We start from the raw sequence: 21988 nt of genomic DNA, 5'->3' as shown, positions 1-21988 counted from the left end.
AGGACCGACCGATGGGCGAGGGCGCGGACGCCGATCGCGGGGAGCAGTCGCTGGCGGATCTGCTGGAGGTGCTCGACCTGGAGCGGATCGAGGAGGACATCTTCCGGGGGAGCAGTCCGGAGGAGGGGCCGCAGCGCGTCTTCGGCGGTCTGGTCGCGGGCCAGGCGCTGGTGGCGGCCGGGCGGACCGTGCCCGACGAGCGCCACGTGCACTCCCTGCACGCGTACTTCATCCGTCCGGGCGATCCGCGGGTGCCGATCGTCTACGAGGTCGACCGGGTCCGCGACGGACGGTCGTTCACCACCCGCCGGGTGGTCGCGGTCCAGCACGGGAAGGCGATCTTCACGCTGTCGGCGTCCTTCCACAAGGACGAGCCGGGGCTCGACCACCAGATCCCGATGCCCGACGTCCCGCCGCCCGAGGACCTGCCGACGGCGCGCGAGCGGCTCCAGGAGGCGTTCGGGAAGGTGCCCGGCTTCGTGCGCTGGCACCCGATCGAACTGCGCCCGGTGGGACCGCTGTCCTTCGAGGCGGAGCGGAACCCGCAGTTGCGCACGGCGTCCAACCCGGTCTGGCTCAAGGTCGACGGCAAACTGCCCGACGACCGCCTGAGCCAGGTGTGCCTGATGACGTACGCCTCGGACATGACCCTGCTGGACACCGTGCTGCTGCGGCACGGGCGCTCGTTCGCGGGGATATCGATGGCCAGCCTCGACCACGCGATGTGGTTCCACCGGCCGTTCCGGGCCGATGAGTGGCTGCTCTACGCGCAGGAGGCCCCGACCGCCCAGGGAGCGAGGGGGCTGGCGCGCGGTCTGGTCTACACGCGCGACGGCCAGTTGGTGTGCTCGGTGGTCCAGGAGGGCCTGATCCGCGTCGTCGACGCGGAGGGCTGGGCCTGACCCGTCCCGGTCCGGTCGGGCGCGCCGCGGCTAGGACTTGGGGATGCGCACGCTCACGGTGAAGGGTCGTTCCACCCGGAGTCCCGCGCTGGCGGCAGGGTCGAGCTGAGGCCGAGCTGGGCGGAGAAGGCGCACTCGGCGCTGTTGAGCAGGACGAAGCCGTCGGTGCCGTTGTACACCGCCCTGGTGTTCTCGGGCAGGTCGACGCACCTGTCGGCGTCGCCGTCGTGGAGATGCAGGACGATGTTCGCCTCGTCCGTGACGAGGATGAGGCGTCCCGTCGCGGCTTCGGCGGGGGCCGCGGCGGCCAGAGTGAGCACGGTCGCGGCGGCGAGGCCGGCGAGGGCGGTGGCGGGTCGACGCATGTCTGCTCCTCGCGGAAGGCGGGTGTCGGCGGGACGGTCTCCGGGCTCCGCCCCCGTGCCGGACGGGTGGGGGCGGAGCGGCGGCGGCTACCAGACGATGAGGCTCTTCGCGTGCCGGGACAGCTTCTCCTCCTCACCGGGGCGCACGACGTCGATGATGTGCGGGCGGTAGGCGCACGGCTTGCTGGACACGAGGACGCGGCGGTTCGTCTCGTTCTCGACCTTCTTGGCCTTCTCGGGCAGGAGGATGCAGCCGACCGGCTTCTTGTACTCGATCTCGACCTCGGACTTGCGCATCTCGTCTCGATCGCGCTTGAGTTCGACCTCGATCTTGCCGCGGGCCGGGCGCGGGTGCGACGTCTCCCGCTCCGAGTCGTAGGCGGTGGCGGGCACGGCCGTGGCCAGGCTGATCGCGGCCGTGGCGGTGAGCGTTCCGAGGATCGTGGCGATGCGACGCACGTCGACTCCTTATTGTGTTCCAATGGTGACGCTGAGTTGTCATCCCTGTGTGGAACACCTATCACCCCTCGTGGCGCCGCGCACGTACCGGCGCGGCACGTCGCGAGGGGGATCCCCCTCGCGACGTGCCGCGCTCCAGTCGAAGCCCCTGCTCCCGGGCGCTCGCGTCGGCTCGACGTGACCGCCGCCCGCCCCGAGGACTACGAGGGCTGGTCGAGGACGACCAGGCTCCGCGCCTCGGGCGGGATGTGCTCGGCCTTGCCCGGGTAGACGATGACCCGCGGCTCGATGTCGGCCCCGCACGGCGCACTCGACTGGACCACGCGGGCGTCGGTCTTGTTGTAGACGGCGTTGGCGTCGTCGGGCAGGGCGATGCAGTCGGTGGGGTCGGTGTAGCGCACGTCGTCGCTCCCTTCAACGCGCAGGTGCAGCGTTCCCTTGGCCGCGGTGGCCGGTGCCGCGCTGGCCAGGGTCAGCGCGATCGCGCTGACGAGTACCCCGATGGTGGTGATAGGGCGACGCACATCGCCTCCTTATCGTGTTCGTGTCACGACACAGCGTCATGACTCCAGGTGAATGCCTATCACCTCGGAGCGCGGTCGCGTGCACGGTGGTGGCGGCGCGCCTTGGTCGCCGGTCGCGCGACAACGCTCGCGCGGGCGCGGGAATTCCCTCGACGCGTGGCCGGATGCGGACGTTATCGCAGGTCAAAAATGGGTTGCCGTTCTTTGTGGCCACCCCTAGTCTGTACATCGTCGTCATGACCGCCACTGGCCCAGGTGAGAGACCCTGGCGCCCGATCGTGAGGGAGGTGCCCCATCTCATGAGCAACATCACAGACAACACCGGCTTCGTCGCTGTCTTCGCCATGTCCACGCGTCAGCGTCCGATCGATGCTCAGGGCACCGCCCTGTCCGGTCACAGGGACGCCGGCGTCGTGTTCGGCGAGTTCACCACCATCGGTAGTGCTGTCCCCGGCGGTCGCGAGAGCGGCCTCGGCGGCTTCCTCGGCACGGCTGTTCTCCAGGGGTTCCGCCCCTGCGGGGCCCAGGCCGCCAAGGTCGATGCCCGTACCGGTAGCGGTGTCCGCGCTGAGCGTGAGCTGGCCCTGCCCTGGGGCGAGCCGCTGGCGAACCACGCCGAAACCACCCGTCGCCGTTATGGCGCAGTGGGTAAGTGTCCACGGAGGATTCCGGCCTAGAGCAGGACAGGCCGAGAGTTTCGACCGTGGCCGCGGACCCCACACAGGGGCCGCGGCCTTCTTTGTATCTCCGTGACCGGACTCCGTCCCCCAGGGGCGGCGGACGGGGGCGGCCGCATCGCAAGTCCAGGTCCCTCACCGGACTCGTCCGGTGTCAGCAAGCACCGACCGCGTTGTACGAAACGAACACATGGAGGGCACCGATGCTTGCGTCGGTCCTGGAAACGCCCTGGCTGGGTGAGACCGAAGTTCCCTGCCGCTTCAAGCCCGACCTGTTCTTCGCCGAGGCGCCCGCCGACGTCGATGCGGCCAAGGCCGTGTGCGGCGCCTGCCCCGTCATGGCGCAGTGCCTGACGGACGCGCTGGAGCGCAAGGAGCCGTGGGGGGTCTGGGGCGGGCAACTGCTCGTCGCCGGCCAGGTCGTGGCGCGCAAGCGCCCGCGTGGCCGCCCCCGGAAGAACGCCGCTCCGGTCGCCGCCTGACCCCCAATCCCGCCGACCCGAACACACACTTCGAAGGAACGAGACGAGACGATGATGATGCAGGAACTCATGCGCGTGGTCGAGAGCATGGATGTCGAACCCCGTGACCGCGAGAACCTCCGGCTCGGGGCGCGCCAGCTGCGCGCTCGCCAGCGCCAGGAGCGCCGTCTGGAAGAGGCGCTCATGGAAATCGCGTGGTCGAGGCTGTGTTGACGCACGGCTGACCGGTGGGAAGGCGACGGATGCCGAACCTCCACCTGATCACTCACGCGCGGTGCGGGACTGGGCGGTGACCTTCGGGAAAGGTCACTGTCCAGGCTCTTTTGTGTTGCGAAAAGATTAAGGGAGCGTCGCTTGAAGGGTCCGTGTGCTGCTCCCAGCCGCCGATGCGCCGCCCAGGTCAGAGTGGAATCCGCCACATAGTACGGCTTTTCGTGCGCATCAGGTCACCCGGTCATCACGGAATCAACCGACAAATCTGCGCAAGACACACCTGTGCTAAGGGGCCTGCCTCGGCTACCGTAAACTTCGTGCCCTCGAACACCAAAGTCGAGGTACGCCGCAGTCCTCGCCGCCGACGCACGGTGTCGGCTTACCGGGACGGGGACACCACGGTCGTCCTCGTGCCCGCGACGTTCTCCCGCGCTGAGGAAAAGCGCTGGGTGGGCCGGATGCTGCAACGGCTGGAGGCTCGTGAGGGCCGACGACACTCCAAGGACGCGGAGCTGCACGAACGCGCACTGGAGTTGGCACGTCGGTACCTCGGCGGGGCCCGGTTGCCCGAATCCGTGCGTTGGGTGGACAACCAGAACGCGCGCTGGGGTTCGTGCACCCCCGAGGCCCGCACGATCAGGATCTCCCGACGTCTGGTCGGCATGCCCTCGTGGGTCGTGGACTACGTGCTCATCCACGAACTCGCGCACCTGTTCCACGCGCACCACGGCCCCGGGTTCTGGGAACTGGTCCGACGCTACCCGAAGGCCGACCGCGCCCGGGGGTACCTGGAGGGGTTCAGCGCCGCGTCCCGCCTGGAACCGTGTGACCAGGGTGACGCTGTCGAGGACGTCGACGAGGACCTCGCCGAGATCGCCGCCGAGGACTGACCGCCGCTCCGGCTCTCAGCCGGCCAGCCCTTTCTCCAGCTCCGCGCGGGCCTCGGCGAACGCGGAGATGGCCTGTGCCTCGTTGCATGGAGAGCCGAGAGCTCCCCGTTCGCATGTGGGTGGCGGGACATTCTCGCACCCGCTCACGGACAGGGCACGGGCTACGGCGACGGCCGGGGCGGGCAGTCGGATCCGCACGCGGTACTTCCTCGGGGTGCGGCGGAATCACGTCCCGAAAGATTGCAGAAAGTAGTTAAATGACCGCGCAAAGTGCTTGATCTGTTGCAGGGGTGGTGATCGGGTGGGCGGTCGCGCCGGAGCGGTCCGGTACGGCCGCGAATCCGTGGCGGCGGGTGTGGGGGTCAGGCGCGCCCGGCGAGGGTGACGAGGGCCCGCCACTCGTCCTGGGGGAAGGACAGGTGGCCCGCCTCGCGGTTCTGGGTGTCGCGAACGTCAGCGCCCGCCGCGTGCTCCCGTACTTCCACACACTGAGAACCGTTGGGCGAGTAGGAGGACTTGTGCCAGTCGCTCACGTGCTTAGCTCCTTCAACGTGCGGATGGACTCGTCGACTGGGAGCGCGCTTCCCAGCGCGGACCGGGCGAGTTCCTGTAGCCGTGTGACACCGGAAGTTTCGTTGATCACGATAGCCCCGTTTGTGTGATCGCAGGTGGCCGCTCGGGAGCCGTCCCGAAGCTGGTAGATCTGGAACGGTGAGATCACCCCGGCCAGGATGGAGGCGCGGGGAACCAGGTGGATCCGGACCCTCCCCGAGTCGATGAGCCTCAGCAGGTGGAGTGCCTGTTCCCTCCTCGCTGCCTCAGGAACACAGATCAGTCCGATTTCCGGAAATGTCGCGAAGACTCGCAGATCGGATGTGAGTGATTCCAATCGCGCGCACCGGACTTTCACGAGACAGTCGATCACGGACATGGGGTCGTTGAGCCGACCCTCGCAGAACACGTGCCGTGCGTACAGGGGCGACTGGAGTAGCCCCGGCGCCAGCAGGTTCGAAACGATTTCAACTGACACGGCACGCTCTGCCAGCTTCTGATCATCACGCAGCCACGGCGGGAGGCCGCCCGTTCGGGTCCGCTCCTCCCAGAGCTTGACCAGCCCGCCCTTCGCTTCGAACAGCTCGTCCAGCATGCGAGCGGTATCGATCGTCGGTGTGGTTCTGCCCTTCTCCCAGTTCGAGCACGCCGAGGGCACGTAGCCAGCCCGCGCGGCGACTTGAGCCTGTGTGAGACCGGCACGCCTGCGAAGTCGACGAAGTTCTTTGGGGAAGTCACTCATAGTTGAGAGAATGTCACACTTAAATTCGGGTCAGACAGTGTCTTCGGAGGGAGTTCACCCTTACTGGATTCACTGGTCCGGGGTGGCAAGTCTGGAAGCATGACAGACGCCATTCGGACTCTGAGTGAACTTCAGAGCGCATTCACGCGACGTGGTCTGAGCAGTGCCATGTCCGACAAATCCCACTGGTTCTCCGCCGAACCCATCCCCACCCTCACGTGCTGCCCGTACCTGGGGAACTGCGAGATCACCATGAGCGGGTTCGGCTGCTACACGTGGCTCGACGGTCGCGGTGTCCGCATGTACATGGACACCGAGTTCCCCGAGGCCGTGGTGGGCGAAGTGGTGGCCACGCGGGCTGGGTTGGCGGGTGGTCTCGGCTGCCTCGCCGTGCCTCCGTCGCTTCCGGTCACGCCCGTTCCCCGGCCCAGGTTGCCGCCGCTTCCGCGTCGGACCCGAAAGCGGTGAATGCTGTTATTTCCGGTATGTGGCATGGGGGCAACGTCGATATTTCGGGCATTCAGCGCTTATGCCTCGGCAATAGGTGCGCGATCCGAGAAAAAGCCGTACTCTCTTCGCGCACCACCAACGTCAAAGACCCCGCGACGGTTAGACACCGCCCGGGGTCGTGGCCAGCAAGAAAGCATCTTTCAAGGAAAAGGAATGCCAGCGTGCGCAAGTTTACCGCTGCCCTCGTCGCCGTCGCCAGGGCCTACCTGAACGCCCTGGTCACCCCCGCTCGCGGACGCCACTCCGCCGCCGCGCGACGCCGCCGTTCCACCCGGGTCCGTCCCTACGCACCGGTCCCCGAACAGGCCGTGGACGCCCGGCCGGCGGCCAGGTGCTCCGCCACCGCGGAGGCGGCGGCCCGCACCAGGCGCGGCACGGCTCGTCGGACGGCTCCGGCACCGCGTCGACCGGGAACCAGCCGAGGTCGTGCGACTCCTCCGGATCCAGCACCAGCACGCGTCCGGCGGCGCGATGACCGCGTACTGGACGTCCAGGTGGTGGCTTCCACCGCCGCACGGCACCGCGTGGCGGTCGAGCCGGACGGGCTCGGGCAGCAGGGTCAACCCCGCGATCCCCGACTCCTCGGTCGCCTCCCGCAGCGCCGCCCCGGCCAGCGTGGCGTCCTCGGGCTCGCAGTGTCCCCCGGTCTGCAACCACAGATTGTGGACACCGTGCAGCACCAGTGCCACCCGGGAGCCGTCCGCCGAGATGATCGCCGAACTCGCCGTGACGTGGCCGGGCAGGCACCCGCGCCACATCGCGTCCTCGTGCGCGCCCAGATGCTCCAGGTACGACCGGCGCAGCTCCTCCTGCCGGGCGTCGGGCGCGCTCCACGCACCCAGCACCGCCCGGGCGTCAGCGTGCAACGACACGGCCTAGGCGCCCTCTCCGCGGTCGTCCCGGTCGTCCTTCGCGTCGTCCGCGTCGCCGGTCAGCTTCGAGATGTCGAAGTCGGCGTCACCGAACTCCCCGCCGCCGCTGACGAACGCGTCCGGGTCGTCCAGGTCGGCGCCCGTGGGCATCAGGTCCGGGTGCTGCCACACCGCGTCGCGCCCCTCGACGCCCCGCGCCCGCTCCAGCGCGGTCCACAGGGCCGACGCCTCGCGCAGACGGCGCGGTCGCAGCTCCAGCCCGACCAGCGCGGCGAACGTGTGCTCTGCGGGCCCACCGGTCGCCCGGCGCCGCCGGGTCGCCTCGGCCAGCGCCCCCGACTGCGGCAACCGGTCGGACACCGCGTCCGACACCACCGTGGACACCCAGCCCTCGATCAGCGCCAGCGTGGTCTCCAGCCGGCCCAGAGCCGCCTTCTGCTGGGGGGTGTCCTCCGGCTGGAACAGGCCCTCACCGCCGATACCGCCGGACAGCGCCTCCTGGAGGGCCTCGGGGTTGGTGAGGTCGATCTCGCCGAGCCGGTCCTCCAGGCCGCTGACGTCGAAGGACATCCCGGCCGCGTACTCCTCGACCAGGTTGGACACGTGCGAGCGCAGCCACGGCACGTGCGAGTAGAGCCGGTGCACGGCGGCCTCGCGGGCGGCCAGGTACAGCCTCACCTCGTCCTCGGGGATCTCCAGCCCCTCGCCGAACGCCGCCACACCGGGCGGCAGCAGGGCGGCGTTGCCCTCGCCGGCCAGCGGCACCCCGATGTCCGCGGTGCCGATGACCTCGCGTGCCAGCTCACCGATGGCCTGGCCCGCCTGCTGGCCGACCATCATGCCGCCCATCTGCTGGACCATGCCCAGCAGCGGACCCGCCACCGAACGCATTTCCTCGGGCAGGTTCTGTCCCATGGCACGCACGGTCTTGGACGTGAGCGGGTCGCACAGCTGCGCCCACGCGTCCATCGTCTTCTCGATCCACTCCGACCGGCTCCAGGCCTGCGCGGTGTGGAGGCCCGACGGCAGGTCGGTAGCCTGGTCGAGCCACAGGTCGGCGAGGCGGAGCGCCTCCTCGACCTTGGCGTAGTCGTGCGGCGGGATGCTCGGGTCGCCGTGCTGGGACACCGTGTGCCGCGCGATGTTCTTGGCCATGTCCCAGTTGATCCCCGACGCCGACGCCTCCTCGCCGGCGCCGGTGGCGCCACCGGGGCTCGGCTGGGCGGACATCATGTCGGCGAACTGCCGGAGCATGTTGGCCATCTGTTGGGGGTCGCCGAACGGGAAGTCGCTCGGCGTTCCGGAGTCTCCCCCGCCCGGGCGGCCGCTGCCGGCACCCGAGCCGGAGTCGCCTGAACGGCGTCCGGACTCGTCATCGGGGTCGTTCGGCATGCTGAAACCGAATGGCAGGTCGCTCACGATCAGACCTCAGGCAGGATTAGGTTTGGTCTCCACTGTCACGTTAGCTGGGAGTCGCCCGGAGTGAATACCGATAGCAGCCAGGTTCGCCCAGAGCACAGCCCGTCCGAGGGCGAGGGGCCGGTGGTCGCGGTCACCGGCGCCGCCTCCGGTGTGGGTCGGCTCCTCGTGCAACGCCTGACCGAGCCGATTGGTTCCGTGGCTGCCCGGGAGATCGTCGCGATCGACGACGGGTTCTCCGACCTGCCCGGCGTCACGTGGCGCATCGCCGACGTGTGCGATCCGGCGCTCGTCTCCCGGCTCGACGGGATCGACGTCCTCGTGCACACCGCCGACGACCGTTCCCTGGACACCAAGCCCGCCAAGCGGCGCCAGCACAACATCCGCGCCGCGCAGACCGTGCTGACCGCCGCCGCGGCGTCGGGCGTGCCGCGCGTCATCCTGGTCACGGGCACGATGGTCTACGGCGCCGCCCCCGACAACCCGGTGCCGCTGCCCGAGGACGCCCCCCGGGTGTCCGACAACAGCGCCGCGCTGACCGGTGACCTCGCGGAGATCGAGGCCCTGGCCGAACGCGCCCACCGCGCCCACCCCAGTCTGTCCGTGACCGTGGTCCGCCCTGCGCCGCTGGTCGGACCCGGGCTGGACACCCTGCTCAGCCGCCACTTCTCGGCTCCGCGCCTGCTCACGGTCAAGGGGAACGAGCAGCGTTGGCAGTTCTGCCACGTCGACGACCTGGCCAGCGCGCTGGGGTTCTGCGCCCTGCACGGCGTCGACGGCGTCGTCACGGTGGCGTGCGAGGGCTCCCTCGCCCAGGAGGAGGTGGAGGAGATCGCGGGCATGAAGTCCTTCGAGGTCACCGCCAACCTGGCCTTCGGCGCGATCCGCCGCCTCCACCAGGCGAAGATCACCCCGGCGGCGGAGGGCGAGCTCAAGCACCTCGTCTACCCCTGTGTCGTGGACTGCGCCGCCCTGCGCGAGGCTGGGTGGAAGCCCCTGTACGACAACCGTGACGTGCTCACCGCGCTGCTGGAGTCCCGGAGCGGCAAGCCCGCGCTGGTCGGCCGCGAGCTGGGGGCCAAGGAGGTCACCATCACCGCCGCGGGTGCGGCCGGTGCGGCGGCCGCGGCGATCGGCACCGCCGCAGCCATCCGCCACCTGCGCCGGCGCGGCCGCAGCTGACCCGTGGGCGCGGCCCTCGCATGGACGGCGGCGCGGCCTTGGTGCCGGACGACGAGGAGGGCCCGCGCCGTACTGGAGGACCGCACAGGGCTTGCGTCGAATCCGGGGTCGGGCAGGTCAGAGTTGGTACCGTCGAGTCGTGCAAGAAATCACTCTCGCCGCCGTGCGCGCCACGCCCCTGTCCGTCGACGAGGTCCTCGCCGCCGTCGCGGACCCCCACGCCGGGGGGACCGCGGTCTTCATCGGCACGGTACGGGACCACGACCACGGGCGCGAAGTCGCCAGGCTGGCCTACTCCGCGCACCCCTCGGTCGAGGAGCGGCTGCGGGCCGTCATGGAGAAGGTCCTCTCCGACACCAGTGTCCCCGGTCGGCCGGTCGTGCGGATGGCCGCCGTCCACCGCGTCGGCGACCTGGAGATCGGCGACGCGGCGGTGGTCGTGGCGGCCGCGGCGGCACACCGCCAGGAGGCCTTCGACGCCTGCCGCCGGCTGATCGACGACCTCAAGGCGGAGGTGCCGGTCTGGAAGCACCAGTCCTTCGAGGACGGCCGGGACGAGTGGGTCGGCACGCCGTAGGACCGCACGCGGACGGCTTCCTCCGGTCCCTGTTCATCCCTCATCGCCGATGATCGGATCGGGCGCGCGCCCCGGTTCCGCACGGGCCATAAGGTATGGGCATGCTTCGTCGCGTCCTGACCCTCGTCGTCGCGCTCGTCCTGCTCGTGGGACTGGCGGTCGGCAGCCTCTACCTCCCCATGCCCTACATCGTGGCCACCCCCGGCGTCACGGTGAACACCGTGGGCGAGTTCGAGAACGGCCCGGTGATCCGGATCGAGGGCGCGCGGACCTACGAGCACGAGGGCGCGCTCTCCATGGTCACCATCCAGTACGCGGGCGGCCCCCAGCGGCGGCTCAGCACACTGGAGGTCCTCACCGGATGGCTCTCGCCGAGCAACGCGGTCATGCCCGAGGAGCTGCTCTTTCCAGCCGACCGCTCGCCCGAGGAGGTCAGCGAGCGGCAGACCGTCCAGATGAACGACTCCCAGACCGACGCCACCGCCGCCGCCCTCAACCAGCTCGGCATCGGTTACCAGGCGGTGCCGATCGTCGCGGGCACCGTCGAGGACATGCCCGCCGAGGGCCTGGTCGAGTCCGGCGACGTGATCGTCGAGATCGACGGGGAGCCCGTCCCCACCGACACCGGTGAGGTCGACGGCGACCAGGCCGTGGGCAGCGCCGCCGTCGTGGACACGGTGAGTGCGCGCGAGCCCGGCGACCCAGTGGGGATGGTGGTCGACCGCGACGGCGAGACCGTCGAGGTCGAGATCACCACCGCCGAGGGGGAGGACGGCACCGCCGCCGTGGGCATCCTCATCGCCGACGAGACCGATTTCCCGATCGACGTCGAGATCTCGGTCGGCGACATCGGCGGACCGAGCGCCGGGATGATGTTCGCCCTCGGGATCATGGACCGGCTCAGCGAGGAGGGTCTGACCGGTGGCGCCCGGGTGGCCGGGTCGGGCACCATCAGCGCGGACGGCCGGGTCGGCGGGATCAGCGGCATCCCGCAGAAGATGGTCAGCGCCCAGCGCGACGGCGCCGAGTACTTCCTCGTGGCCGCCGAAAGCTGCTCCCAGGTCGTCGAGTCAGCCGCCTACGGGGAGCTGGAGGTGGTCCGGGTGGAGACGCTCGACGACGCGGTGGGCGCACTGGAGGCCATCCGCACCGGCCAGGGCGAACTGCCCCGCTGCGCGTCGTAGGTGAGGCCGCGGGAACCGGTGGCGGCCGGGACGCCGCCCCGGCCGCCGACGCTCCGGTCAGCCCTTCGCGGACCGGTCGCCCCGCTCCCCGCCATCGTCCTCGTCGAGGTCCAGGGTCAACGCGAGCGCCGAGGTCAGCGCCGGGATGAGGTCGGCGCCGTTGAGGACCTCGGAGTCGCTGTCGTGGCTGCGCATCCGCATCGCGCAGTGGCGCGAGCCGTCGCGCATCACTCCGGCGACCATCCGGATCTCCTCGGTCTCCCGGCCCGACTCGACCGGGCCCTCGCCCACGGCCAGCGTCTCGTCGGAGCCCTTGACCACCAGACGCTCCATCACCAGCGCGCAGCCGGCCACGTCCTCCGGCCACAGGATGCGCCCCAACGCCTCCTCCAGGGGGACGTCGTCGGGCAGGGGCTCCTGCTCGACCGGGGTGAGTTCGTCGGGGTCGACGGGGGAGTCGATTCCCAGGAGGCTGGCCAGCGCCGGTTCCGCCTTCAGCAGGTCGGCGGTCGGGACCAGGGCGTACAGGCCCAGTGGCCGGTCCCACCCCTGCTCGGCGGCGTGGCGTTCCAGGTCCATGACGGCTTCGCGAATGTTCGACACGCCTCCATGGTGACCGATGCCAGACCCTCACCGGTCCGTTCCCGGACAGTAGGGTCGCCATGGACGTGGGGGTTGCCGCTCCGATACCCCACCGATGCCGGCTCGTCACCCGGCCGGGGGGATTTCGGGAACCCGGCGGCCTCCGCATAAGTTCTCAGTAACAAGGCGCCACACGCGCACCGAACGCATCTAGCAAGCCAGAACGAGGGGGAGGCGTGAGCTTCCGATCGCCCGGCGCACCACCTGCGCGTATGCCTCGCCGATCAAGGTTGCTCGCGCCTGTCGCGGCGACCGTGGTCGTCATCATCGCGGGCCTGGCGCTCGCCGCGAACTTCTGGACCGACTACAAGTGGTTCAGCTCCGTCGGGTTCACGACGGTCTTCCTGACCGAGCTGTGGACGCGCGTGCTCCTGTTCGCCGTCTCCGCGTTGGTCATGGCCGTCATCGTCGGCGCCAGCATCTTCTTCGCCTACCGGTCCCGACCCGGTGTGCGACCCATGAGCCTGGAGCAGCAGGGACTCGACCGCTACCGGCAGTCGATCGACCCGCACCGCAAGCTGTTCTTCTGGATCGCGGTCGGTGCCCTCGCCCTGCTGGCCGGAGCCGCGGCCAGCGGTGACTGGCGCGCCTACCTCCAGTTCGTGCACGCGACCGACTTCGGTGCGCTCGACCCCGAGTTCGCCATGGACATCGGGTTCTTCGCGTTCGTCTACCCGTTCCTGCGGACGCTGCTCGGGTACGTCTACGCGGCGGTCATCCTGGCGTTCATCGCCGCGGTCATCGTCCACTACCTGTACGGGGGCGTGCGCCTCCAGAACGACAGCGGCCAGCGCGCCACCCCCGCCGCCCGCGTGCACCTGTCGGTGCTGCTGGGCGTCTTCGTGCTGCTGCGCGCCGGGTCGTACTGGCTGGACCGCTACGGCCTGGTCTTCTCCGACCGCGGTTACACCTTCGGCGCGTCCTACACCGACGTGAACGCGGTCAAGACGGCCCTGACGATCCTCACGGTCATCTCGGTCATCTGCGCCGTGCTGTTCTTCGCCAACGTCTACTTCAAGAACACCATGGTCCCCATGGCCAGCCTCGGACTGCTGGTCCTGTCCGCCGTGCTGGTCGGTGTCGCCTACCCCGAGATCGTCCAGCGCTTCCAGGTCGGGCCCAACGAGCTGCGCCTGGAACAGCCCTACATCGAACGCAACATCGAGAGCACACGGAACGCCTACGGGATCGCCGACGCGAGGTGACGGACTACGACGCCACCACGGAGCTGACGCCGCAGGAGCTGGCCTCCGAGGCCGACACCATTCCCAGCGTCCGTCTGGCCGACCCGTCCGTCATCTCGCAGACCTTCCAGCAGATGCAGCAGGTACGCGGCTTCTACCAGTTCCCGGACGTGCTGGAGGTCGACCGCTACCCCGACACCGAGGGCAACCTGATCGACACGATCGTGGCCGTCCGCGAACTCGACGGTCCCCCCGCCGACCAGGACAACTGGCTCAACCGCCACCTGATCTACACCCACGGCTACGGCATGGTCGCCGCCGCGGGCAACCTGATCGACCCGGAGGGACGCCCGGTCTTCACCGAGTACAACATCCCGCCCCGGGGCGAGCTGAGCGAGGTCACCGGCCAGTACGAGCCGCGGATCTACTACGGCCGCGAGGGCGCCGAGTACGTCGTCGTCCAGGCCGAGAACGAGTACGACTACCCGCTGGACCCCGAGGAGGAGACCGAGGAGGTCCCCACCCTGGAGGACGCGCAGGAGCCGACGCCCAGCCCCACGCCGGACGAGGCCCGCGCCCCGCTCGACGCGGACGCGGACGCCGACGCCGAGGCTGACTCCGGCTCCGAGGGGAGCGCGCAGGACGAGCCCACGCCGGAGGCCACCGAGGACGGGGCCACCGAGGACGGGGCCGGCGAGGACGGGGCCGGCGAGGACGGTGAGGACGGCGAGGACGGCCAGTCCCAGGCCTACAACCGTTACGAAGGCAGCGGCGGCGTCCAGCTGAGCAGCTTCTTCGACCGGATCCTGTACGCGATCAAGTACCAGGAACCCAACATCCTGCTCAACAGCGCCATCACCAGCGACTCGCGCATCATCTACGAGCGCGACCCGCTGGAGCGCGTGGAGCGCGTCGCCCCCTTCCTGACGGTCGACAGCAGCCCCTACCCGGCGGTGGTGGACGGCCGGATCCAGTGGATCGTGGACGCCTACACCACGTCCAACGGCTACCCGTACGCCAACCCGATCGACTTCAACCAGGCGGTCACGGACACGTTCACGGACGGGACGGCGCAGCAGGTCGGCGCTCTGCCCGGCAACGAGGTCAACTACATCCGCAACTCGGTCAAGGCGACCGTCGACGCCTACGACGGCACCGTCACCCTGTACGCGTGGGACGAGGAGGACCCCGTCCTCCAGACCTGGATGAGCGCGTTCCCGGACATCGTGACCCCGCGGTCGGAGATGAGCGAGGAGCTGCTCCAGCACGTCCGCTACCCGGACGACCTGTTCAAGGTCCAGCGCGAGATCATGCGCCAGTACCACGTGACCAACGCGGAGGCCTTCTACGGCGGCCAGGACTTCTGGACGGTGCCGACGGACCCGACCCGCGACACCGACGACCCGATGCCGCCGTACCGGCAGACGATCAACTACCCGGGCGGGGACACGGCGAGCTTCTCGCTGACCACCACGTTCGTCCCGCGGGGTCGTGAGAACCTCGCGGCCTTCATGGCGGTCAACAGCGACGCGGAGTCGCAGGACTACGGTCAGCTGCAACTGCTGGAACTGCCGCGCAGCACGGTCAACTTCGGTCCCGGCCAGGTGCAGAACGCCTTCGACTCCGACGCGGCGGTCCGCGAGGTCCTGCTGCCCCTGGAGCAGTCGAACGCGGAGGTGACGCGGGGCAACCTGCTGACCCTGCCGTTCGCGGGGGGTCTGCTGTACGTCGAGCCGCTGTACGTGCAGGCGGGCGGCGGAGGCGCGGCCTCGTTCCCGCTGCTCCAGCAGGTGATGGTCGGGTTCGGCGAGGACGTCGCCATCGGCAACAACCTCCAGGACGCGCTGAACAACCTCTTCGGTGAGGGTGAGGCTCCGCTGCCCGACCCCGAGGAGCCCGCTGAGGGCGAGGAGTCCGCCGAGGGCGACACGGAGACGGAAGAGCCCTCGGGCGACCAGGCACTCACCGACGCGCTCAACGAGGCGGTCGAGGCCTGGGAGGAAGCGCAGGAGAACCAGGACCAGGCCAACGAGGACCTCCGTGAGGCACTGGAGGCCATCGAGGAGGCGCTGAACGAGTAGCCGCCGAAGTCCGACCGGGGCCGGGCCCGGCCGGGTCGGCGGAGGACGGGGCGGGGTCTTCGGGCTCCGCCCCGCCCGTGTGCGGGGACGACGGGATCCCCCGGCCCCGTCACCGCCGGTGCACCGGGGTGGGCCACGTCTCGTGGTTTCGATTTGGGTTCACGGCCCGGACACGCTACTGTTGGGAACACAACGACGCGGGGTGGAGCAGTTCGGTAGCTCGCTGGGCTCATAACCCAGAGGTCGCAGGTTCAAATCCTGTCCCCGCTACCAACCGAGAGGCTGGTGGAGTCGGAAGCCAGGCTTCCTTCCCCACCGGCTTTTCGCTTTTTCGCGGGGTGACCCCCAAGTCGCCGAGGGAAACCAGGGCGGGAAGACATTTCCGGTCCGGTGCTTTTCGCCCGGTGTCTCGCTCCGGGCGTGGCGCGGTGTCAATTCGGCCGGATGGCGGTAGGGGTGCTCGCCGCGGTCGTTCGGGGCTTCGCGCCCTGGTAGGATTGGCGAAGGCCTGGTCGGAAGATCAAGCCGGGGTGGATCCCGATCGGTAAAAAAACCGATTTGCCACCCGGGGGGAAACCCCCTAAAGTAGGGGTCAACGACGCGGGGTGGAGCAGTTCGGTAGCTCGCTGGGCTCATAACCCAGAGGTCGCAGGTTCAAATCCTGTCCCCGCTACCAACCGAGAGGCTGGTGGAGTCGGAAGCGAGACTTCCTTATCCACCGGCCTCTCGCTTTTCCTGGGATCGATCCCGCACCCCTGAGCGAACGCGGACCGGTTCGCTGGGTTTCGTCTTCCGAACGCGGCCCTTCGCATTTCCCGAACACGTCCGACGACGCCGCGAAACAGCGCTGGTCTCCGGGGCATTTCGCTCGGAGGAGCGGGTCCGGGCCGCGGCGTCGCCGCCGCGGCCCGGACCCGCGTGGGCTCAGCGGGTGCGGCCCTCGACGAGTTCGACCACGCGGTCGGCCCGCTCCGCGACCTTGGGGTCGTGCGTCACCACCACCACGGCGGCGCCGCGCCGCTCGGCCTGCCCCAGGAGTTCGTCCATGATCATCCGGCTGCTGGCGGCGTCCAGGGCGCCCGTGGGCTCGTCGGCGAGGATGAGCGCGGGCTCCCGGCTCAACGCCCGAGCCAGCGCCACACGCTGCTGCTCACCGCCGGAGAGCTGGTGCGGGTGTGAGTTGAGCCGGTGGCCCAGGCCGACCGATTCCAGCAGTGCGCGGGCCCGGGCCCGGCGACGCAGCACCGGGACCCCGCCCAGCACCAACGGCACACCCACGTTGGCCAGGGCACTGCGCCGTTCCAGCAGATGGAACTGCTGGAAGACGAAGCCGATGCCCTCGCCGCGCAGCCTCGACCGGCGTCCCTCGCCCAGACGGGTGGTCTCCACACCGTCGAATGTGTACGCGCCGCCGCTGGGCTTGTCGAGCAGGCCGAGGATGTTGAGAAGGGTGGACTTGCCCGACCCGGACTGCCCGACGATCGCCACGACCTCGCCCCGGGCAACCTCGAACGTGCAGTCGTGCAGCACGTCGATTCGGGCGCCTGACACCATGAAGTACCTGGTCAGGCTATCCACACGGAGGAGCGCCGAAGTGTCGGCCGGGGGGGCGCGCGGCCTCCGGCGCGGGTGAGTCGACCGACATCTACTCCACCTCCATGAAGAACTCCTCCTCGGAGAACTCCTCCTCGTCCGTGCCCGGAACGTCGAACCGGGGGTCCAGCGGAACCGGGTCCAGGATCTGCTCGCCGACGCTCAGGCCCTCGGCGACCTCGACCATGGATCCGTCCGACAGGCCCAGGCTGACCGCCCGCGTCTCCTGGGAGCCGTCCTCGGCCACGACCACGACCTCGCCCTCGTCAGCACTCCCGCGCACTGCGGTCACGGGGACGGCGACGACGTTGGAGACGTCGTCCACCGCCACCGACAGGTCGCCCTGGACGCCCTCGTAGGCCTCCACGTCGGCGGGGACGCGGCAGACCAGTTCGGTGCCGCCTTCGCCTCCGGCCTCGCCGTCCTCGGCTCCTTCGCCGCCCTCGGGCGCGCCCTGGTCGGCCGGGCCGAGGGAGACGAACTCGCACGGGGTGGGAGCGGGGCCCTGGTCGATGCTCAGTTCGATGTCCCGGGGCTCGTCCCCGAACCGGTACAGGTCGTTGGACGGGATGGACGCGACGGCCCGGAACTCGTCCGGGGCGACCGCGGCCACGACCGTCCCCGGTTCGAGTACGTCACCGTCGCGCAGATCGCCGAGCCCGGAGACGTCGCCGGCTCGTGGAGCGTGCAGCGTGACCTCGCGCGTGGCGGAGGCCTCGGCGCCGTCCTCGCCCTCGGAGCCCCCGTCCGTACCCGGGACGGACAGGGTCACGATCGGCGCGCCGTTCTCGACCGGCGCGCCGTCACCCACCCAGACGCGGGTGACCGTGCCGCCGTTGCGTGCCGCGACGTCCTCACCGGGGGCGGCTCGGACGGTGGCGTCCAGCACCATCACCGAACTGATCGAGCCCAACTCCACCGTGAGCGGCACGCTCGACTCCAGGGCCGCTTGCTCCACGGGGACCTCCGGGCCGCCGCCACCGCTGAGCACCAGCGGCAGCACCGCGAAGGCGCCGCCGCCGAGCCCCGCGAGGAGCACGAGCCCGGCGCCGGCGATGATCCACTTCTTCTTGCTCATCTTGAGTCTCCTACTCGCGGAGTCCGGCCACGACGGACGCGCGCAGCGCCCGGGCCGCGGGGATGATCCCCGCCAACAGTCCGACGCCGGAGGCGCTGCCCAGTCCGAGGAGCACCCCGTTGGCGGGTACGCGCACGTCGACGCCGGGTGGCACCAGACCGAGTTCGGTGATGACCGCGGAGCCCAGGGCGGCCAGCGCCCAGCACCCGGCGAGGGCGATGACGCCGGCCACGAACGCCACGACCACGGCTTCCATCACCACGGCCACGAAGAGCGTGAAGCGACTGGCGCCCAGGGCACGGTAGGTGGCCAGCTCGCGGCGGCGCTCGCGCACGGTGACCAGCCCGACGTTGAGCACACCGAGCAGACCGGTGCCCAGGGTGATGAAGGCGATGCCCAGGAGGCCCCAGGTCATGTAGCGGAGGGGTTCCACCAGCAGGTCGGCGCTGTCCACGCGGTAGCTGGAGATCGCTTCGGGGCTGTCGACCCCCCAGCGCCAACCGGCGGAGGACAGCGTCCTCGCGAAGCCCTCGCCGAACTCCCCGATACCCGGGTGTTCCGGGTCCAGACGCACGACGTAGGTGGTGTGGACGTCGTCCGAAGGCGCCTGCGCCCCCGCCGAAGCGAAGAGCATCTCCTCGGTGGCGGGGGAACGCAGCAGGTAGGCGGTCTGCCAGGCGAAGTCCAGATTGGTGTCGGCGACAACGCCGACGACGCGCGCGTCCACCCACTGGCCCTGGCCGATCTGCACGCGCGTGACGTCGGACAGTTGGCTGGCCAGGGACTCGTTGACCACCAGGACGGGGGCGAGGGACTCGGTGTCCTCTTCGGCGAACCAGCGTCCCCGGGCCACGTCGAGGCGGCGGATGTCGCCGAGTTCGGCGTCGACTCCGAGGAAGTCCACGTCGGGCACGGTCGCGTCGCCGGACCGGATCTGGATGGTGTCGCTCGGCATCTGGTAGAGGGAGACCTGCTCCCCGCCGGAGCGGCGCAGATCCTCCTCCAGGGCGCCGCGATCGGTGACGTCATCGTCGACGACGACCTCAAGGGTCGCGGGGAGTCCTCCCTGGATCTCGCTGTAGGCCACGGCGTAACGCTGACCGAAGTCGCTGGCCATGACCACGACGATCAGGGCGCCGACACCGATGACAACGCCCGCGCAGGACAGGATGGTCCGGGCGATGTTGGCCCGGGAACCGGCGAAGGCGAGCACGATCCCGGCAGTCAGGGAACGTAGCATTCGGTCCCTTCCCGTTTGTGGGCCCTGCGCCGTCGATGCGTCGGCCGGGCCAGCGTGAATCGAGTGGTTTCACGACACCCAACGTGGGGAAGGCGGTTTGCGGTTCACCGTGCGGAGGGGTTTGCGGTCGAGTGTCACTCGACCGTGAAGCCGTCGCAGGTCAGAGCGGCTCCGGAGGCGCTGTCGGACCAGATAACGGTATGAACACCCTGAGAGGGCCCGTCGGCGCTGGGGGTGAAGTCCTGGGGATATTCGACGTGGGACCAGGAGCCTGGACGAGGTCGGCCTCGGCGGACGAGGCTTCGTCGGCGGCGAGGACGGTCACGGTCACGTCGGAGACGTCGGTGTCCCCGTCGGCCAGCACCCCCAGGCGCACCGGTTCGCCCGGCGTGGTGCCCGAACGGGGCGCCTCCGTGCGCCAGACGTCCGACGCGGGGGAGTCCACGGCGGGGGAGCACATGAAGGTGTCGGGGTCGAACACCGCGTCCGGCAGCGCGGAGGGGTCCGCCTCGGCGGAGGCGCGCACGGTGTCGGCGATCATCTCGTCGAGCTCTTCGGGGGTGTGCCCGTGCCCGCCGCCGCAGCCGGTGAGCAGGAGAGCCGAACCGCACAGCGCGGCCAGGAGGGGTTTGGAGGTCTGCACACCCGGCAGGCTACTACGACGCGCGCCGATGGAGGAGTGAATCGTCACGCAAACGACTCGGGTCGTCACCGAACGGGTATGGGTCCCCCGTTGAGCCACGTCAGAGCGGAGTCGTGGAGGGCGCCGTTGCTGCACACGAGCGGGCCGCCGTCCTCGAAGTCCTCGCCTCGCAGGTTGGTGGCCCGACCGCCGGCCTCCTCCAGGATGATCGGCAGCGGCGCGGCGTCCCACAGGGAGAGCTCCGGTTCGGCGGACACGTCCACGACGCCCTCGGCGACCATCACATGGGACCAGAAGTCGCCGTAGGCGCGTGTGCGCCAGACCGATCGGGTCAGGCCGAGGAACGAGTCGAGCAGGCCGCGTTCCTCCCAGCCGGTCAGCGACGAGTAGCTGAACGAGGCGTCGGTGAGCTCCGACACCCGGGAGACCTGGCAGCGCGACGCCTTCGAGAGGCTGCGCCCCGCCCACGTGCCGCCGCCCTTCGAGGCCCACCAGCGCCGGTGCAGGGCGGGGGCGGACACCACGCCGACGACCGGACGGTCACCCTCCAGCAGGGCGATGAGGGTCGCCCAGACGGGGACGCCGCGGACGTAGTTCTTCGTCCCGTCGATGGGGTCGATGACCCACACGCGGTTGCTGTTGCCCGTCTTGCCGTACTCCTCGCCCACGACCGCGTCGCGGGGGCGGGCACGCGAGAGCACACCGCGCAGGGTCTCCTCGACCAAGCGGTCGGCCTCGGTCACCGGGGTGAGGTCCGGCTTGGTGTCGACCACAAGATCCAGCGCGCGGAACCGCTTGAGCGCGATGTCGTCGGCAGCGTCGGCGAGCACGTGGGCCAGTCGCAGATCATCGTCAAAGGACGCCATGGCCGGTAACGCTACCTCGCCGGGGGCGCTGATGGCGATGCGGGCACCCCGCGTGACCAGAGTGTTAGTCACACGGACGGCGGTACGGGAAGAATGGGGGCATGGAGACCGAGAGGGGGACGTCGGCGCGGGAGCGGTTGATGGACGCCGCGTACGCCGAGGTCGTGGGTGGGTCGTGGCCCGGGCAGCGGATGGCGGACATCGCCGCGGCCGCCAGGGTGTCCCGGCAGACCCTGTACAACGTGTTCGGCAGCAAGGAGGGACTGCTCCAGGCGGTCGTGGTCCGCGAGGTCGACGGACTGCTGGACACCGTGGTGCGGTCGTTGGAGGCGGAGGAACGGGACCCGGCCCACGCGGTGAGCCGGGCGACGCGGCTGGTGCTGCTCGCCGCGCGGGACAACCCCTTGATGCGGGCGGTGGTCACGGGGGACCGGGACCTGCTGCCGGTGCTCACCACGCGGTCGGCGCCGCTCCTCGAAGTGATGGGGGAGCGGATCGCGTGGCGGCTGGGCGAGCGTTGTCCAGATGCGGACGCGGCCCTGGCCGAGGTTGTGGCCGACGTGGCGGTGCGGCTGACGGTCTCCTACGCCCTCCAGCCGATCGACCCGGAGCAGGCGGCCGAGCGCGTGGAACGCGTGGTGCACGGGATGCTGTTGGTGAGCCGCTGAGAGAGGGTGCCGCTCGTGTGGGAGGAGCCGCTGTCGGAACGGGATCGACGGAAGGTGCTCAAGGAGTGCCTGTCCGACGGGCGGATCACGGCGCTTCCGGTGCGCCGGTCCGAGCGGATGGTGCTGTTGGACCTGGTGGCCCGTGCCTTCGAACCCGGCGTTCGGTATACGGAGGACCAGGTCAACGCGGTGCTGCGGCGGTTCACCGCGGACCTGTCGGTGCTGCGGCACTGCTTGGTCGACGAGGGATTCATGGAGCGGGACCGATCGCGGTACTGGCGTTGCGGAGGGACCGTGGACCTTGAGGACTGAGCCCCGCGCCCCGGTCGGCTCACCGGTGGTGGGTCTCGTCCCGGGCGGTGCGGCGCGGAGAACGCGGCACCGCCCGACACGGGTCCGCCGAGACGACGAGGAGCGCGTATGCCGCTCGATCCACGTGCGAG

At 70.1% G+C, this 21988-nt stretch carries 23 protein-coding genes, 2 tRNA genes and 2 pseudogenes; 14 read left to right on the top strand and 13 right to left on the bottom strand.

Features of this window, described 5'->3' with window-relative positions:
- Positions 1–11 precede the first annotated feature (11 nt).
- A complete protein-coding gene (gene tesB / locus BJF83_RS13390; RefSeq protein WP_075926561.1) occupies positions 12–902 on the top strand; it encodes an acyl-CoA thioesterase II in 891 nt (296 codons plus the stop codon).
- Between the two features lie 53 nt (positions 903–955).
- On the opposite strand, the gene BJF83_RS13385 is transcribed toward tesB, so the two are convergent.
- From BJF83_RS13385 to BJF83_RS13375, 3 genes are all read right to left on the bottom strand, one after another.
- Positions 956–1267 carry a hypothetical protein gene (locus BJF83_RS13385; RefSeq protein ID WP_075926560.1) on the bottom strand — a complete coding sequence of 104 codons (312 nt, stop codon included), beginning with the start codon at positions 1265–1267 and terminating at the stop codon, positions 956–958.
- A gap of 87 nt (positions 1268–1354) precedes the next feature.
- Positions 1355–1726, bottom strand: a complete 372-nt coding sequence (locus tag BJF83_RS13380; RefSeq protein WP_075926559.1) for a hypothetical protein — start codon at positions 1724–1726, stop codon at positions 1355–1357.
- Between the two features lie 200 nt (positions 1727–1926).
- Positions 1927–2250: a hypothetical protein gene (locus BJF83_RS13375; RefSeq protein ID WP_075926558.1), complete on the bottom strand. Its 324-nt coding sequence runs from the start codon at positions 2248–2250 to the stop codon at positions 1927–1929.
- 299 nt (positions 2251–2549) lie between these two features.
- Here BJF83_RS13375 and BJF83_RS13370 point away from each other — a divergent pair, with 299 nt between their 5' ends.
- The 4 genes from BJF83_RS13370 to BJF83_RS13360 all read left to right on the top strand — a co-directional run bounded on the left by BJF83_RS13370 (position 2550) and on the right by BJF83_RS13360 (position 4512).
- Positions 2550–2927 (top strand): hypothetical protein, encoded by a 378-nt coding sequence (locus BJF83_RS13370; protein ID WP_075926582.1) that lies wholly within the window; start codon positions 2550–2552, stop codon positions 2925–2927.
- A gap of 203 nt (positions 2928–3130) precedes the next feature.
- Positions 3131–3409 carry a WhiB family transcriptional regulator gene (locus tag BJF83_RS13365; RefSeq protein ID WP_075926557.1) on the top strand — a complete coding sequence of 93 codons (279 nt, stop codon included), beginning with the start codon at positions 3131–3133 and terminating at the stop codon, positions 3407–3409.
- A gap of 51 nt (positions 3410–3460) precedes the next feature.
- On the top strand, positions 3461–3622 hold the full coding sequence (locus tag BJF83_RS27475; RefSeq protein ID WP_158070368.1) for a hypothetical protein: 162 nt from the start codon (positions 3461–3463) through the stop codon (positions 3620–3622).
- A 317-nt stretch (positions 3623–3939) separates the two neighbouring features.
- A complete protein-coding gene (locus BJF83_RS13360; RefSeq protein ID WP_075926556.1) occupies positions 3940–4512 on the top strand; it encodes a M48 family metallopeptidase in 573 nt (190 codons plus the stop codon).
- A gap of 362 nt (positions 4513–4874) precedes the next feature.
- Here BJF83_RS13360 and BJF83_RS13355 read toward each other — a convergent pair whose 3' ends face one another.
- Both BJF83_RS13355 and BJF83_RS13350 read right to left on the bottom strand, forming a co-directional pair.
- Complete coding sequence (locus BJF83_RS13355) at positions 4875–5045, bottom strand: DUF397 domain-containing protein (protein WP_075926555.1); 171 nt, start codon at positions 5043–5045, stop codon at positions 4875–4877.
- On the bottom strand, positions 5042–5806 hold the full coding sequence (locus tag BJF83_RS13350; RefSeq protein WP_075926554.1) for a Scr1 family TA system antitoxin-like transcriptional regulator: 765 nt from the start codon (positions 5804–5806) through the stop codon (positions 5042–5044). Before BJF83_RS13350 ends, BJF83_RS13355 begins: the two co-directional genes overlap by 4 nt.
- 168 nt (positions 5807–5974) lie before the next feature.
- Between BJF83_RS13350 and BJF83_RS13345 the strand changes: the two genes are divergently transcribed.
- Complete coding sequence (locus tag BJF83_RS13345; protein WP_143831882.1) at positions 5975–6274, top strand: hypothetical protein; 300 nt, start codon at positions 5975–5977, stop codon at positions 6272–6274.
- A gap of 325 nt (positions 6275–6599) precedes the next feature.
- Here BJF83_RS13345 and BJF83_RS13340 read toward each other — a convergent pair.
- Positions 6600–7188: pseudogene (locus tag BJF83_RS13340) on the bottom strand (NUDIX hydrolase).
- Between the two features lie 3 nt (positions 7189–7191).
- Entirely contained in the window at positions 7192–8607 is a 1416-nt protein-coding gene (locus BJF83_RS13335; protein ID WP_075926552.1) for a zinc-dependent metalloprotease, read from the bottom strand.
- A gap of 123 nt (positions 8608–8730) precedes the next feature.
- Here BJF83_RS13335 and BJF83_RS13330 point away from each other — a divergent pair, with 123 nt between their 5' ends.
- The 3 genes from BJF83_RS13330 (at position 8731) to BJF83_RS13320 (ending at position 11550) form a co-directional block, all read left to right on the top strand.
- Positions 8731–9789: an NAD-dependent epimerase/dehydratase family protein gene (locus tag BJF83_RS13330; RefSeq protein ID WP_075926551.1), complete on the top strand. Its 1059-nt coding sequence runs from the start codon at positions 8731–8733 to the stop codon at positions 9787–9789.
- A 139-nt stretch (positions 9790–9928) separates the two neighbouring features.
- On the top strand, positions 9929–10366 hold the full coding sequence (locus tag BJF83_RS13325) for a molybdenum cofactor biosynthesis protein MoaE (RefSeq protein WP_075926550.1): 438 nt from the start codon (positions 9929–9931) through the stop codon (positions 10364–10366).
- A gap of 101 nt (positions 10367–10467) precedes the next feature.
- Positions 10468–11550: a PDZ domain-containing protein gene (locus BJF83_RS13320; protein WP_187347142.1), complete on the top strand. Its 1083-nt coding sequence runs from the start codon at positions 10468–10470 to the stop codon at positions 11548–11550.
- 57 nt (positions 11551–11607) lie between these two features.
- On the opposite strand, the gene BJF83_RS13315 is transcribed toward BJF83_RS13320, so the two are convergent.
- Positions 11608–12153 (bottom strand): PPA1309 family protein, encoded by a 546-nt coding sequence (locus BJF83_RS13315; protein WP_262391521.1) that lies wholly within the window; start codon positions 12151–12153, stop codon positions 11608–11610.
- Between the two features lie 293 nt (positions 12154–12446).
- Here BJF83_RS13315 and BJF83_RS13310 point away from each other — a divergent pair.
- The 3 genes and pseudogenes from BJF83_RS13310 to BJF83_RS13300 all read left to right on the top strand — a co-directional run bounded on the left by BJF83_RS13310 (position 12447) and on the right by BJF83_RS13300 (position 16133).
- Positions 12447–15457, top strand: a pseudogene (locus BJF83_RS13310) (UPF0182 family protein).
- A gap of 196 nt (positions 15458–15653) precedes the next feature.
- A tRNA-Met gene (locus BJF83_RS13305) sits at positions 15654–15730 on the top strand.
- 326 nt (positions 15731–16056) lie between these two features.
- Positions 16057–16133: transfer RNA gene (locus BJF83_RS13300), tRNA-Met, on the top strand.
- Between the two features lie 248 nt (positions 16134–16381).
- Here the strand turns inward: BJF83_RS13300 and BJF83_RS13295 are convergent.
- From BJF83_RS13295 to hisN, 5 genes are all read right to left on the bottom strand, one after another.
- Positions 16382–17011, bottom strand: coding sequence for an ABC transporter ATP-binding protein (locus BJF83_RS13295; RefSeq protein ID WP_075926549.1), 630 nt, complete (start codon positions 17009–17011; stop codon positions 16382–16384).
- Positions 17012–17102: 91 nt separating this feature from the next.
- A complete protein-coding gene (locus BJF83_RS13290) occupies positions 17103–18128 on the bottom strand; it encodes a peptidase M23 (RefSeq protein WP_075926548.1) in 1026 nt (341 codons plus the stop codon).
- A 10-nt stretch (positions 18129–18138) separates the two neighbouring features.
- On the bottom strand, positions 18139–19368 hold the full coding sequence (locus BJF83_RS13285; protein WP_075926547.1) for an ABC transporter permease: 1230 nt from the start codon (positions 19366–19368) through the stop codon (positions 18139–18141).
- Between the two features lie 160 nt (positions 19369–19528).
- A complete protein-coding gene (locus BJF83_RS13280) occupies positions 19529–20059 on the bottom strand; it encodes a hypothetical protein (protein ID WP_262391520.1) in 531 nt (176 codons plus the stop codon).
- A 17-nt stretch (positions 20060–20076) separates the two neighbouring features.
- Positions 20077–20877 carry a histidinol-phosphatase gene (hisN, locus tag BJF83_RS13275; protein WP_075926546.1) on the bottom strand — a complete coding sequence of 267 codons (801 nt, stop codon included), beginning with the start codon at positions 20875–20877 and terminating at the stop codon, positions 20077–20079.
- 101 nt (positions 20878–20978) lie between these two features.
- Here hisN and BJF83_RS13270 point away from each other — a divergent pair, with 101 nt between their 5' ends.
- A complete protein-coding gene (locus BJF83_RS13270; RefSeq protein ID WP_075926545.1) occupies positions 20979–21545 on the top strand; it encodes a TetR/AcrR family transcriptional regulator in 567 nt (188 codons plus the stop codon).
- Between the two features lie 15 nt (positions 21546–21560).
- Positions 21561–21857 carry a DUF2087 domain-containing protein gene (locus BJF83_RS13265; RefSeq protein WP_075926579.1) on the top strand — a complete coding sequence of 99 codons (297 nt, stop codon included), beginning with the start codon at positions 21561–21563 and terminating at the stop codon, positions 21855–21857.
- Positions 21858–21988 lie beyond the last annotated feature (131 nt).

The organism is Nocardiopsis sp. CNR-923, assembly GCF_001942255.1.
GTDB lineage: Bacteria > Actinomycetota > Actinomycetes > Streptosporangiales > Streptosporangiaceae > Nocardiopsis.
The sequence above is the reverse complement of the archived record's forward strand: the minus strand, read 5'-3'. Positions and strand labels throughout refer to the sequence as shown.

Coding starts and splice junctions, on each gene's coding strand:
- tesB (WP_075926561.1), top strand. CDS start 12: ATGGGCGAGGGCGCGGACGCCGATCGCGGGGAGCAGTCGCTGGCGGAT.
- BJF83_RS13385 (WP_075926560.1), bottom strand. CDS start 1,267: ATGCGTCGACCCGCCACCGCCCTCGCCGGCCTCGCCGCCGCGACCGTG.
- BJF83_RS13370 (WP_075926582.1), top strand. CDS start 2,550: ATGAGCAACATCACAGACAACACCGGCTTCGTCGCTGTCTTCGCCATG.
- BJF83_RS13365 (WP_075926557.1), top strand. CDS start 3,131: ATGCTTGCGTCGGTCCTGGAAACGCCCTGGCTGGGTGAGACCGAAGTT.
- BJF83_RS27475 (WP_158070368.1), top strand. CDS start 3,461: ATGATGATGCAGGAACTCATGCGCGTGGTCGAGAGCATGGATGTCGAA.
- BJF83_RS13350 (WP_075926554.1), bottom strand. CDS start 5,806: ATGAGTGACTTCCCCAAAGAACTTCGTCGACTTCGCAGGCGTGCCGGT.
- BJF83_RS13345 (WP_143831882.1), top strand. CDS start 5,975: ATGTCCGACAAATCCCACTGGTTCTCCGCCGAACCCATCCCCACCCTC.
- BJF83_RS13320 (WP_187347142.1), top strand. CDS start 10,468: ATGCTTCGTCGCGTCCTGACCCTCGTCGTCGCGCTCGTCCTGCTCGTG.
- BJF83_RS13295 (WP_075926549.1), bottom strand. CDS start 17,011: ATGGTGTCAGGCGCCCGAATCGACGTGCTGCACGACTGCACGTTCGAG.
- BJF83_RS13290 (WP_075926548.1), bottom strand. CDS start 18,128: ATGAGCAAGAAGAAGTGGATCATCGCCGGCGCCGGGCTCGTGCTCCTC.
- BJF83_RS13285 (WP_075926547.1), bottom strand. CDS start 19,368: ATGCTACGTTCCCTGACTGCCGGGATCGTGCTCGCCTTCGCCGGTTCC.
- hisN (WP_075926546.1), bottom strand. CDS start 20,877: ATGGCGTCCTTTGACGATGATCTGCGACTGGCCCACGTGCTCGCCGAC.
- BJF83_RS13270 (WP_075926545.1), top strand. CDS start 20,979: ATGGAGACCGAGAGGGGGACGTCGGCGCGGGAGCGGTTGATGGACGCC.